This is a genomic window from Legionella sp. (genome assembly GCF_049790535.1).
Taxonomy (GTDB): domain Bacteria; phylum Pseudomonadota; class Gammaproteobacteria; order Legionellales; family Legionellaceae; genus Legionella.
In genome coordinates this window covers 1-12,384 of record NZ_JBAQZB010000059.1, presented here as the reverse complement: position 1 = coordinate 12,384, position 12,384 = coordinate 1, and the positions used below count along the sequence as shown (strand labels likewise).

The following is a 12,384-nucleotide window of genomic DNA, read 5'->3' as shown; positions in this document are numbered from 1 at the left end:
AATAATTTGTTGGAAAAATCTGCTTCTTGGTAGCGATGTAAATTGCTAATCAGGTTTGCTGCAGTAAAATGAATTTTATTATCTTGAGTGTCTATGCTGGGCGAAACAGTAGCTGCATTAGCTGCCCACATACTGGATGCAGAATAACAAGCACTAAGTAGATCTGGAGCAGTTTTATAGGCTTTTTTTAATTGCATTTCAACAGAACCTCGAAACCCTAATTGATACAGTAACTCAAGATTAGGGCGTTGATGTGGAGGAAGTATCCCCTGTTTTATTCCCAAATTATGAAGCAAACGCATCTTTTCTAAGCCTTGTTTTGCCGCTGCTTGAGGATTAGAGGGCGCTGAAGCATTGTGAATAGACGCAATGTTACCGGTAGCAAGACCTGCATAATTATGAGTGGGTCCTACCAAGCCATCCATATTCAATTCATAACTATTCATTTGTGATCCAATACGATACCAGGTAAAAGTTTCTCTGGTGTGGTTAAATGAGACTGCTCTATGCTAGCTACAGGATAGGAACAGTAATCAGCGGCAAAATAGGCACTCGGTCTATGGTTTCCGCTTAATCCGATTCCCCCAAAGGGCAGATTGCTCGCTGCACCGGTCGTAGGTCTATTCCAATTAATTAATCCAGAACGAACTTTTTGATAAAATTGCTGATAATGTTTTTCATTAGTACCAAACAAGCCGGCAGTTAATCCGTAACGCGTTTGATTGGCTAAAAAGATTGCTTCATCAAAATCGTGGTAGCGGTAAATTTGTACTAAGGGTGCGAAAATTTCTTCATCCATTGGATTATTTACTTTACTCATATCAACAATTCCTGGCGATAATAAACCCGTATTTTTTGCAAGAAGTGTCATGGATAATAAAGACTCTCCTCCAACTTCAAGGAGCATTTTTTGACTGTGTAAATGCTTAAGTGCTTGATCATGGCTAATTACTGGGCCCATGAATGGTTCTAGCTGCTGATCAAAAGGGCCTACTTTTACTGATTGGCAAGCGCTAATAAAACGCTTTAAAAACTCTTCCCCATTAGCTGAGTTAGGGATAATAATTCGTCTGGCGCAGGAGCAGCGTTGTCCAGAGGTGATTAGCGTCGAAAGCAGGGTTTGATACACTGCAGCATTAAAATCTTTAAGCTCATCAATAACTAAGGGATTATTACCTCCCATTTCTAATGCTAAAATGATTTCTGGTCGATCGCTGAATTGTTGATGAATATGTAAACCCGTTAGATAGCTTCCTGTAAAATAAACTCCTTGAATATCTTGTGACAACAGGGTTTTTCCACACATTGCATCACCTTGTAGGCAATTAATGACACCGGGAGGTATTCCACTATCATGCCAGCATTGCATTATTAATTCAGCAACGGCGGGAGCATGTTCGCTGGGTTTATAAAGAATGGTGTTTCCCGCTAAAAGTGCAGGAACAATATGTCCATTACTTAAATGAGCTGGGAAATTAAATGCGCCTAAAACGACAACAACTCCCTGTGGTTTATAACGGACAAAGGTATTTACTTCAGCTGTGGTAGTTTTTTTTGTGCCAGTACGTTCCTGATGTGCTTGGATGGATATATTAACTTTTGTTACTACTGAGTTTACTTCAGTATGAGATTCCCATAAAGGTTTTCCTGTTTCTTGAGAAATTAATTGAGCCAATTGATTACATTTTTTTTCTATGCACACAGCAAATTTTTTGATGTATTGAACTCGTTGTTTAAAGTCAAGAGTAGACCATAAGCTAAGAGCTTGCCGCGCTGCACTTGCTGCTGCAAAAATTTCTTCTTCTGTAGCTTTGAATCCTTGCCAAAATGGGGTGCCATAAGCTGGATTCACGGACTCTAGAACAGCGCCATTAGCTTTTACCCATTGTCCATTAATATAGTGTCCCTTGCCTTGCATCATATTTAATTTTCCTAGAATTATAGGGGTGATACTCGTATGCTATCTCCGCATTGAACATTGAGCATTTGCGCTGTTCTTTTACTGATAATACAGGTGTTTTTTTCTTTATTGATTAACGTGGTATCAATGGTTGCACGAAAATTTAATTGTGTATTGCATAATAAGTAATCAGAACTGCTGACCTCATCACTTAGGGCTTTAATGATTAAAAGACGACTTAACTCTATAGTTTTTATTTGTTCTACGGGTACTTCAAGTGTTGGTCCGGCGTCGAATATATCGATGTATTTGTTATAGCGAAAACCTTCTTTTAATAAAATATTCATAGCAGGTGCCGTTAATGGGTGTGCATGACCAATTACTGCTTGAGCTTCTGGTGAAAGCAATTTGACATAAATAGGGTGACGTGGCATTAAATCAGCAATAAATTGTTTGTCAGTGGCTAAGGTAAGGCGATCAGCTTCTGCATAATTCATCTGGAAAAAATGGCGGCCGACATTTTCCCAAAAGGGTGATACTCCATTTTTGTCTGAGATCCCACGCATATCAGCAATGACAGTAGGGGCAAAACGTTCTCGGTGTTGTGCCATGAATAAAAAACGGGCTTTAGATAATAATAGACCATTATTGTTTTTTCTATATTTTGGATCCAGAAAAAGCGTACATATTTCGCTGCATCCTTGATTATCATTCACTAAACTTAATACTTCATAATCGCTGCGAATGTTTAAAGAGTGCGATATGCGGGTACGTTTTGAAACTTTGTAAGAATAAAAAGGTGTTTCATAACCTATTCGTGATTCAATAGCTGAAATGCCAACAATTTCATTATTCCTATGATTTTCCAGGACAAAAAGATAATATTCACAAACAGGATGTTCTATTTTTTTTTTATAAGAAGCGATTGATAATTGGATGCGTTTTTTTAATAATTGTTTGTCTTTAGGAAGGGTCGTCATGCCGACACCGCTTTGCTCTATTAGATGATGAATTGCATCTAAATCAGAATCAAGTACACTACGAAATAGCATCATTTGTTTAAATCCTCTAAGCCACCTTGCGCTAAATCCATCAAGACTAAGGCACTTAGGGCGGCACGTTCAGGTAAACTATCTAATAAAATATATTCTTCGGGACTATGAATATTACCGCCTCGTACACCTAATGTGTCTAAAACGGGCAAACCGTGTTGTGCTAGATTATTACCATCACAACAGCCACCACTATCTTTCCAGTCAATAGATAAACCAAGTTGTTTACCCATGAATTGTACACGATGAAATAGACGCTCCGTGCCTGAACATATTCGTTTTACAGGTCTACCAAAAGCACCTTCTACAGTTAAAGTATAATCTTGGCGTTTTAGTTGCTGAATAATTTTATCAATTTCTCGTTTTACCCACTGTTCATCATCAGGGTGACTAATGCGGACATCCAGTTTAGCGACGGCTTTACTAGGGACCATATTAAGAGCCTCTCCACCAGCAAATTTGCCTACATTAATAGTGACACCATCACGTTTATCGTTAAGCTTATTAATCGCACAAATTGCTTCAGCCATATAACAAATTGCATTTCTACCCTCAGCAAAAGCACGACCCACATGAGCTGCTTTGCCTGAAGCAATTAAGGTTAGTTTACCACTGCCTCTTCGATTTTTAGCTAAAGTGCCCGTTGCCGTCATTGCTGGTTCATAAACTAAAGCCGCCTGATAATGAGCAGTAAGTTCATTAAAAAGTACACTGGATGCAGGAGAACCTATTTCTTCATCCGAATTAATGAATACGTCCCAACCAATTTGGGTCGCACTGTCATCGTGTTCAAAAGCAGTTAATGCATGCAGCATCACAATTAATCCTCCCTTCATATCAGTAACGCCAGGTCCGTTAATATGATTACTATTCACGTAGGTTAATTTTTGAAAGGGACTAGTTTCTGGATATACAGTATCCATATGACCGCTAAGAAGGATGCGTCGTTTCAAATGGGGACGTTTTCTGATGAATAGGGCATCACCAAAATGCTGTAATGATGTGTCCCCTGACATGTTAATCATGGGCAATGAATGTAATTTTTTAATTTGAATAGTATCTGCAATGGGTTTATAAGCAATCTGCAACTTATTTAACATTTGTGCTAATCCAGGTAGATTAAATGTGCCTGAGTTAATCTCACAAAATTGGTATAATTGCTGCACCATTGTTTTCTGATTATCTTTTATTGTATCAATTAGTTTTTGGTATGAATTAATCATGATTTTAAACTCTCTTTAACCATATCTTAAATAAAGGTAATTCACAATGTTTATAGATTGCTATTATCGGTTTTCATCAGATATTCTTGGTTTTTAAATTTATTTTGTTAGAGTATTTGATTGCCTCGACTGATGAAAAAAAGACCGAGTATTATTAGGTTTTATATTCCCCATAATACCAATCACACCTAGTGCTCCTGCGTTACTTAATTTTTGATCACGCATCGATGGTTCTGTAGGAATTAATTGATCAATAATCTTAGTTCGTGTAGATGAATCAACTGGTATTAATTGGTCAATACGCTCCAATCTTATGATCAGTTCAGCCCGTCGCTCCATCACTTGTTCATGTCGTTTTACTCCGTGCTCTAATTGCGATTTATCTGATATAAGCTCATCCTCGGTTTTGCTGATGCGCTCAATAAAATCAGTAAAACTTTTTTCTTCATTTTGCAAGAAAGCATCTAATTTTTTTTGAAAAGTCTCTCGCTGTTGTGAATTGCTAATTACTGTCTCTGAAAGGGTTTTAACAGTTTTTTGTAATATAGTTGCCAAACTTTTTGTTTTTTCAAGTTCACCATTTAAGGTTGTTTTTTTATTTTTTAATTCAGCGAGTTGTAGCGTGAGTATTTCATTAATTCGTTGATGATCAAGATTAGTTTTTTCAAGTTTTTCTATGGTTTTCTCATAGTTCATTTGATTTCTTTCTATATTATTTTTGAATGAGAGAGTATCTTTCTGCAGATCTTCCTGGCTTTCACGTAAAAATTTTTCTGTGATGATCGAGCTTTCTATTTGCACTTTTAAGGTATCTATCTGATTTGCTAATTCATTTTCTGCTTTAAATTTTTCAACCTCTAGTGACAATTTCTGGCGTATGACATCTAAGGCAGAAATAGTTAATGCCAGAGAGTCGATAAGGAAACTGAGACTTTTATGTACTTGCATTAAAAGTTCATTGGATGAGGAAATACTGACAAGGCCGTTAGCTTCCTTGTTAAATGATTTTGGATCTAATATTATTTTTTGTGCGGCATCGGAAAAATGTAATTGGGTTAGTGCTTTTTGAGCTCCCTTAGTATCAATCTTATTCTCTGTTTGAGAAGTTTCTTTGGGATAATTAGTATGCAAAAAGCATTGAAGTTCTTCTTCTTTGGTAGTCATTTATTACTCCCTATATTTAAGAATTCCCTTACCTTTACTTTTTTAACCCTGCAATGGATGGAGAAACAAATAAAAATTTGTTTCTATAATATTTTGAATGTAGATCATTATTTGCATAAACGCATTATTTATTAGCGGTTTTAATTGAAGAAAGTGCATTGAGCAGTTAGGATTGTTAGTAAATCATTGAATTTTGCGGACAAGCCACGTGGAGCTGGTATTGCTACAACTTATTAAAGTTACTATCGCATCACCAGATAATATTTGCTTATGTGCTACATTCTAAGGTTAAATCGTGAAAAGTTACTTTTGTTTTGATAGGTGTCATTCTGACTGGAACACTATACTTGCTCATGCTATGGAAACTATGGATAAAAATTACTTACACCAACTAATGAGTCAGACTAATTGGCTTCCTGGTATCGATCGTTTATTTGCAGCTTTTAGCTTACCACTTGCGAAGACAAACTATATTTTATTAGGTGAGTCGCCTTATCCACGTCCTGCTTCCGCTAATGGATATGCTTTTTGGGATAATGCAGTAGAAATGTTGTGGAGTCAGAACGGTTTGAGCACAGCAGTAAACCGTGCAACCTCATTACGTAACTGGATAAAGATGATGTTGCTTGCTCGTGGAAATTTAGAAGCTACAGACACATCTCAAGCTACTATAGCAAAACTGGATAAGAGCACTTTGGTGCAAACGGGAGAGCAATTGTTTTCTCGCATGATGGAGAAGGGTATTTTATTATTAAATGCTTCTCTAGTTTATAGTGAAGGAATGGTGCCCTATCATGCGCGGCAGTGGAAACCTTTTATGCAAAGTCTTTTTGCGCAATTAGCTTTAGTTAAATCTACAGTACAGCTAATTTTATTAGGAAAAATAGCAGAAACTAGTTCACAGGATAAATTACCTGTGGGTTTGATCGCAGAACATCCTTATAATATTAGTTTTATAACAAATCACAATGTGATTAAATTTTTTAAACCGCTGGACTTATTGTCATATGAATAATAAATCAACAATTAATACCGAAGAAGTTAATAAATTTGCCCTCTATGCCAAACAATGGTGGGATATGGATGGCCCCTTAAAAACCTTGCATGATATTAATGGAACCCGTTTAAATTTTATTACTCAGCATGTGCAATTAACTGATTTAGTAGTATTGGATGTGGGGTGTGGTGGTGGGATTTTATGTGAAGCAATGGCGAAATCGGGAGCAAAAGTTACAGGAATTGATGCAGAAAACGAGGCAATTCAGACCGCGCAAGCACATGCCAAACAAAACGATCTGGCTATTGATTATTTTTGTACACCTGTCGAAGCTTACAAAAGTAAAAGTTATGATGTAATTACCTGTATGGAACTATTGGAGCATGTGGAACATCCTGAAATGGTGTTAAAACATTGCAAACGTTTGCTTAAACCCAATGGCTTTTTATTTTTATCAACGATTAGTAGAACAATGAAGGCTTATGCCAGTGCAATTGTTGCTGCTGAGTATGTACTGAATATATTACCCAGACAAACTCATGATTATCGTAAATTTATTAAGCCAAGTGAACTCATGGCAATGGCCCGTTCTTTTGGTTTCAATCTGGTTGATATGAAGGGGATGAATTATCACCCTTTTTTAAGAATAGCTTCACTAAGCTCAGATGTACAAGTTAATTATTTATTAGCTTTGCAACAATAATATTTGAATGTGTTCACTAGTCGGATCTGAAGCAGATTTTTGATAACTACAGCCAGTTTCTTAGCGGATATTATTTCCGAGGTACTAAAAAAGTACATTTTCTGGCTGTATTATTTTGTTGTGAAGCCGCAAAGATAACTTCTTCATTCTCTTGCAATGTCGGAGCGGCAAAGGGAAGAGCATTACCATGTTGTTTTACAGCTGCGAGCACTATCTCCTTATCTTCTTGCAATGCAAGAGAAGCGTGGCGAAAAGCATATCCATTTGTTTTCACGGCCATGAGCACCACTTCTTTATCCTCTTTCAATGATGGAGTAACATGGCAAAGAGCTTCTCCATTTTTTTTATAACCGCAAGCACATAAATCAAGTAAACTAGACTCATTCTCCGTTTATTTTTTTATAAAAAACAAATAAAATCAAGCTTAAGCTCAAAGTGAAGTTGTGTCTCAAAAAGTTAACACTGTTATTTCTTATTGGTGTTTGCAAAGCTCATCAGGGGATGAGATGGTTAAATAAGCACTCTCGATTGAATTGTGCCCAGTATTATTTATCCTTATTTTAATTTACACTAAAATATTGGTTTATCTATAAGGAGTAGGGAATGAAACAGCATGCACACGGATTTTTAACATTAGTAAACGAATCCAAAAAACATATTCAAGAGATAACACCAAAAGAGTTGAAAGAAAAATTGGATCATCATGTACCTATCCAGCTTATTGATGTGCGTGAAGATCATGAGTGGGAAACAGGAAGTATTTCTGAAGCGATGCATTTAAGTAGGGGCATAATCGAGAGGGATATTGAGAAAAAAATACCTGATCTCAAACAGCAAATCATTGTTTATTGTAGCGGTGGATTTCGTTGTGCTCTTGTTGCAGAAAGTTTACAAAAGATGGGTTATTCTCATGTGTATTCTTTAAATACTGGATTACAGGGTTGGATTGATGCTGGTTATCCAATTGTACACAAAAATAAATAAGAACTTAATAGCACTTTGGATGTATTCTTAGCTTTTATAACAGGATGTATTGGGTTTCTGAGTACTTGCTTACATTACCTCATTGGTAATCATTAAAAAGAATTTAAATAAAGTGCATATTCTCCTTCATAACCCATGCAGTTAGGTAATTGCGCTACCGAGTTAATATGATAAGTTATGGTTTCTTCAGAATGTTTTGATATGCCATTATTAACATGACAATAGTTAATACCAAAATTTTTTGCCCCATACCCATCACTAATCATTGAGTCGCCAACCATGAGCATGGAGTTTTTATTATAAGCATGAATTGATTGATTGCGGGTGCTGGCAATTTTTTCTATAGCAATATCAAAAATCCTCTTATTGGGTTTAGCAATACCCACTTCATCTGACACAACAAAACAGTCAAACCAATTATGTAATCCTAAGCGTTGTCGTTTTTTACCCTGAGAGTTAGAGAGTCCATTGGTAATGATACCCAAAATATGTCCTTTTTGGTGCAAAAATTCAATCGCTTTTTTTACATGAGGAATCCAATCTGCATATTCACCTAGATAGTGATCATAAGTATCAGCTACTTCTTGAGCTGAACCACTACATGCAATTTTTTCATTTAATAGTTTAAATCGTAAAAACCTGATATCGTGGGGCATAAGTGCATTTTCCTTAGCACCTACACGTTTCCAAAGAACATTGTTGATCTCTTTATAGAGGACCTCAAAAACTATAGAAGTTACTCCTTGATAAAATTGCTCATAAATTTTATGCAAGCTCATTGTTTCGGAAGCAGTAAAGTCAATTAAAGTATTATCTAAATCAAATAAAATAATTTGATAAAACATGATGAACTCTCTTCATTTATTCATACCCATAAATGTAAATACCAATCCAGTATTTTCTGGCCCAAAAATAATACAGTTATTCCTGAAACACACAAAAAAGGGCCAAAAGGAATGGTTGTATCCTTAGATTTATTATGTAAAAACAAATACAAAAATCCAACAATTGTACCCAAAATGGAAGAAAACAGTAGAATTAATGGTAAAAATTTCCAGCCAAACCAGGCACCTAATGCAGCAAATAATTTAAAATCACCATTTCCCATACCTATTTTGCCAGTAACTATGTAAAAAAGTTTAATAAAAAGCCATAAACCTATATAGCCACCAGCAGCGCTCAACACAGCTTCAGGTAAAGGGGTAAATAAATGTTCTGTATTGGCGATCAAACCTATCCATAAAAGGCTTAGTGTAATGCAATCAGGTAATAGTTGATGATCTAAATCAATAAAAAACAGGCAAATTAAAAGCCAGATAGCAATCAAGGAAAAAATAAGCTGTAAAGTAAAACCAAAATGCCAACAGGCATATATAGACAACAGCATGGTACTTAATTCAATTAAAGGATAACGAAGCGAAATAGGACGTTTGCATTGATAACAACATCCTCTTAAGAATAAATAACTTAAAATTGGAATATTTTGCCAAGACTTAACCAGCGAGTTGCATGAGGGACAAAAGGATCTAGGGAGGAATAAATTAAACGTTTGTGTTTTTTCATCTTTAATGTTCAATAACTGACAATATTCTTGTTTCCATTCTCGCTCCAACATTATTGGCAAGCGGTAAATCACCACATTAAGTAAGCTGCCTACAGCTAAAGAGAAAATAGCAATTGCACTGTATAAAAACCAGGAGTGATTGATAATTAATTCATGTATCATTTAAGTAATAACCTTTTAGATTGCGGAACCCAGTTTAAAAATAGGCAGATACATTGCAATAATAAGTCCTGCCACGAAAATACTTAAGATAAACATAATAATGGGCTCTAATAAACTACTGAATGCATCTAATGCATTATCTACATCTTCTTCATAAAAATCTGCTATTTTGCTTAACATTTTTTCCAAAGTACCTGATTCTTCCCCAATAGCAATCATTTGTATAACCATATTAGGAAATAACCGAGTATTCTCCATTGCCTTATTTATCTGTTGACCAATTGCTACTTCGTTTTTAATGCATTCCGTTGCTGTTGCGAAAATAATATTTCCTGTAACTCCAGCTACTGATTTTAGTGCATTTACCAAAGGTAAACCCGCAGCAAAAGTAATCGATAAGGTTCTTGAGAAACGAGCAATAGCAGCTTTTTCTATAATTGGCCCGATCAGTGGAAATTTTAATAATATGCGATCACTATTTTCGGCAAAATTAGGCCAATTTTTTTTTGCATAACTAAATGAATAAATAAGTGCAGCAAAGCAACCAAAAATCAGATACCAGTATGATTGAAACATCATGGAGAGTTGAACTATCGCTTTAGTCATAGCAGGAAGATCTGCACCAAAACCTTTAAACATCACTTCAAACTGAGGAATAACAAAAATAAGCAAGCCCATAGTGATAATAAAGGTGATTATGATGATTGCGGTAGGATAGGCTAGTGCTTTTTTGATTTTCTTTTTTATATGCTCAATTTTTTCTTGATAAGTGGCAATTTTATTTAACATGATGTCCAGTGAGCCTGATTTCTCACCTGCATCGACTAAATTACAAAATAATTCATGGAAATGAGCGGGGCGTTTTTTTAGCGTTTCTGAAAGTGTTAAACCCGTTTCAACTTCCTGTTTCATCTTTTGAATTAATTCTTTAAGTTGTTTATTTGATTGTCCTTTAGCCATGATATCAAAAGATTGCACTAAAGGAATACCGGATTCACTTAAAGTCGCTAATTGACGGCTGAAAAGGGTAATGTCAGCGGATGTAATCTTTTTATTTTTTTTATTGAACAGTAGACAGCGTTTTGGGCCAATTTTCTTAATAACTATACCTTGATTACGTAAATTAACTTTAGCTAATGCTAAACTTCTTGCTTCAATATTACCGACTATTTTCAATCCTGTTTTATTCATTCCACTATAATGAAACGTTAGTGAGTTTTTCTCAATTTTAGCCATGAATTTAATCAACGGTTACCCGACTGACCTCCTTTAAAGTAGTAATTCCTTGTTTCACCTTTTCAAGACCTGATTGATAAACTGTGCTCATACCCTCAGCTTGAGCTATTTTTAGAATTTCCAGTGAGTTTCCACCGGACATAATTAATTCTCTCAAAGTATTACTCATGGGTAACACTTCAAATAATCCTATTCGGCCATGGTATCCTTTAATGCATTTAGGGCAGCCTGCAGCTTTATATAGTTGAATTTTCTCTAAATCCGTTTCATTAAAGCCTAAACCTAATAAGTCCTGTTTAGTAAAATCTTTATCTAATTCTCTACAATGAACACATAATTTTCTTACTAAACGTTGGGCCATGATTAGTGTTATCGAACTGGCAATATTAAACGTGGGTATACCCATATTTACCAAGCGATTTAATGTTTCAGCAGCACTGTTCGTATGTAGCGTTGATAGAACTAAATGTCCTGTTTGTGCTGCTTTAATGGCAATTTCAGCTGTTTCTAGATCACGAATCTCGCCAACCATAATGATGTCGGGATCTTGCCGTAAAAAAGATCGCAAAACACTGGAAAAGGTTAAACCTGTTTTAGGATTAATATTAACCTGATTAATCCCGGTTACTATACTTTCAACGGGATCTTCTGCAGTTGAAATATTGACTTCCTTAGTATTAAGCATATTTAATGCAGCATACAGGCTTACTGTTTTACCACTGCCTGTGGGGCCAGTGACCAAAATCATCCCTTGGGGACGCGCAATCGCATGAATAAAATGCTCTTTCTGAATAGGATTTAAACCTAATGTGTCGATACTTAGTTTTGCTGTGTCCGGATCCAGTATTCTTATGGCTACTTTTTCACCGCCTACCGTAGGGCAAGTGCTGATACGAAAATCAATGGATCTGCTTTTGGATATCTGCATTTTGAATCTGCCATCCTGAGGTACCCGTCGTTCAGAAATATCTAAATTAGACATAACCTTAATACGCGCGGTAATTCGCTTAGATAAACTGATCGGTGGGTTGGCAACTTCATGCAAAATGCTATCCTGGCGATAACGAATACGGTATTCTTTTACAAATGGCTCAAAATGAATGTCTGAAGCTCTTTGTTTAATTGCATCAAGAAGAATTTTATTCACAAATTTTACAATAGGCGCATCTTTGCTTATATCGTATTCTGTGACCTCATTGTTAGTAATGTCATCAAAATTCGTTACCTCATTAATATATTCGGACAGACTTTGATTTTCTTTTAGGGTGAACAGTCGATCAATTAATGTGGTAAGTTTGTCAGTTTCAACCACAATAGGGTATGTATTCAGACCTGTATGAAATTGAATTTCTTTTAAGGACGCCTGTTTGCTGGGATCATCAGTAGCTACATACAGACT

At 35.8% G+C, this 12,384-nt stretch carries 12 protein-coding genes and 1 pseudogene; 3 read left to right on the top strand and 10 right to left on the bottom strand.

Annotation, left to right across the window (positions count from 1 at the left end; translation table 11 throughout):
* The 5 genes from WA877_RS03235 to WA877_RS03215 all read right to left on the bottom strand — a co-directional run.
* Window positions 1-446: N-succinylarginine dihydrolase (locus tag WA877_RS03235; RefSeq protein ID WP_425169493.1), on the bottom strand; the 446-nt coding region annotated here is incomplete at its 3' end.
* Window positions 443-1,921 carry a succinylglutamate-semialdehyde dehydrogenase gene (gene astD / locus WA877_RS03230; RefSeq protein WP_425169492.1) on the bottom strand — a complete coding sequence of 493 codons (1,479 nt, stop codon included), beginning with the start codon at window positions 1,919-1,921 and terminating at the stop codon, window positions 443-445. The genes astD and WA877_RS03235, both read right to left, overlap by 4 nt.
* Before the next feature lie 17 nt (window positions 1,922-1,938).
* Window positions 1,939-2,955, bottom strand: a complete 1,017-nt coding sequence (gene astA / locus WA877_RS03225; protein ID WP_425169491.1) for an arginine N-succinyltransferase — start codon at window positions 2,953-2,955, stop codon at window positions 1,939-1,941.
* Window positions 2,952-4,175 carry a hydrolase gene (locus WA877_RS03220; protein ID WP_425169490.1) on the bottom strand — a complete coding sequence of 408 codons (1,224 nt, stop codon included), beginning with the start codon at window positions 4,173-4,175 and terminating at the stop codon, window positions 2,952-2,954. The genes astA and WA877_RS03220 overlap by 4 nt, the downstream gene beginning before the upstream one ends.
* A 99-nt stretch (window positions 4,176-4,274) precedes the next feature.
* Entirely contained in the window at window positions 4,275-5,339 is a 1,065-nt protein-coding gene (locus tag WA877_RS03215; protein WP_425169489.1) for a hypothetical protein, read from the bottom strand.
* A gap of 358 nt (window positions 5,340-5,697) precedes the next feature.
* On the opposite strand from WA877_RS03215, the gene WA877_RS03210 reads away from it, so the two are divergent.
* Together WA877_RS03210 and ubiG are read left to right on the top strand one after the other, a co-directional pair.
* Window positions 5,698-6,354, top strand: a complete 657-nt coding sequence (locus tag WA877_RS03210; RefSeq protein WP_425169495.1) for a uracil-DNA glycosylase — start codon at window positions 5,698-5,700, stop codon at window positions 6,352-6,354.
* Window positions 6,347-7,039: a bifunctional 2-polyprenyl-6-hydroxyphenol methylase/3-demethylubiquinol 3-O-methyltransferase UbiG gene (gene ubiG / locus WA877_RS03205; RefSeq protein ID WP_425169488.1), complete on the top strand. Its 693-nt coding sequence runs from the start codon at window positions 6,347-6,349 to the stop codon at window positions 7,037-7,039. Before WA877_RS03210 ends, ubiG begins: the two co-directional genes overlap by 8 nt.
* Window positions 7,040-7,109: 70 nt before the next feature.
* On the opposite strand, the pseudogene WA877_RS03200 reads toward ubiG, so the two are convergent.
* Window positions 7,110-7,373, bottom strand: a pseudogene (locus WA877_RS03200) (DUF4116 domain-containing protein); the annotation flags it as partial.
* 269 nt (window positions 7,374-7,642) lie between these two features.
* Between WA877_RS03200 and WA877_RS03195 the strand changes: the two are divergent.
* A complete protein-coding gene (locus tag WA877_RS03195) occupies window positions 7,643-8,023 on the top strand; it encodes a rhodanese-like domain-containing protein (RefSeq protein WP_425169487.1) in 381 nt (126 codons plus the stop codon).
* 92 nt (window positions 8,024-8,115) lie between these two features.
* Here the strand turns inward: WA877_RS03195 and WA877_RS03190 are convergent, their stop codons facing one another.
* The 4 genes from WA877_RS03190 to pilB all read right to left on the bottom strand — a co-directional run.
* Window positions 8,116-8,868 (bottom strand): HAD family hydrolase, encoded by a 753-nt coding sequence (locus WA877_RS03190; RefSeq protein ID WP_425169486.1) that lies wholly within the window; start codon window positions 8,866-8,868, stop codon window positions 8,116-8,118.
* Between the two features lie 20 nt (window positions 8,869-8,888).
* Window positions 8,889-9,749 carry a prepilin peptidase gene (locus WA877_RS03185; RefSeq protein ID WP_425169485.1) on the bottom strand — a complete coding sequence of 287 codons (861 nt, stop codon included), beginning with the start codon at window positions 9,747-9,749 and terminating at the stop codon, window positions 8,889-8,891.
* Window positions 9,750-9,764: 15 nt separating this feature from the next.
* Complete coding sequence (locus tag WA877_RS03180) at window positions 9,765-10,976, bottom strand: type II secretion system F family protein (RefSeq protein ID WP_425169494.1); 1,212 nt, start codon at window positions 10,974-10,976, stop codon at window positions 9,765-9,767.
* A gap of 13 nt (window positions 10,977-10,989) precedes the next feature.
* On the bottom strand, window positions 10,990-12,384 hold a 1,395-nt coding region (pilB, locus tag WA877_RS03175; protein ID WP_425169484.1), incomplete at its 5' end, for a type IV-A pilus assembly ATPase PilB.

Excerpts from the sequence above, each read along its gene's own strand:
- WA877_RS03215 (WP_425169489.1), bottom strand. The coding sequence starts at position 5,339 with ATGACTACCAAAGAAGAAGAACTTCAATGCTTTTTGCATACTAATTAT.
- ubiG (WP_425169488.1), top strand. The coding sequence starts at position 6,347 with ATGAATAATAAATCAACAATTAATACCGAAGAAGTTAATAAATTTGCC.
- WA877_RS03185 (WP_425169485.1), bottom strand. The coding sequence starts at position 9,749 with ATGATACATGAATTAATTATCAATCACTCCTGGTTTTTATACAGTGCA.
- WA877_RS03195 (WP_425169487.1), top strand. The coding sequence starts at position 7,643 with ATGAAACAGCATGCACACGGATTTTTAACATTAGTAAACGAATCCAAA.
- WA877_RS03220 (WP_425169490.1), bottom strand. The coding sequence starts at position 4,175 with ATGATTAATTCATACCAAAAACTAATTGATACAATAAAAGATAATCAG.
- WA877_RS03210 (WP_425169495.1), top strand. The coding sequence starts at position 5,698 with ATGGAAACTATGGATAAAAATTACTTACACCAACTAATGAGTCAGACT.
- WA877_RS03190 (WP_425169486.1), bottom strand. The coding sequence starts at position 8,868 with ATGTTTTATCAAATTATTTTATTTGATTTAGATAATACTTTAATTGAC.
- astA (WP_425169491.1), bottom strand. The coding sequence starts at position 2,955 with ATGATGCTATTTCGTAGTGTACTTGATTCTGATTTAGATGCAATTCAT.
- astD (WP_425169492.1), bottom strand. The coding sequence starts at position 1,921 with ATGATGCAAGGCAAGGGACACTATATTAATGGACAATGGGTAAAAGCT.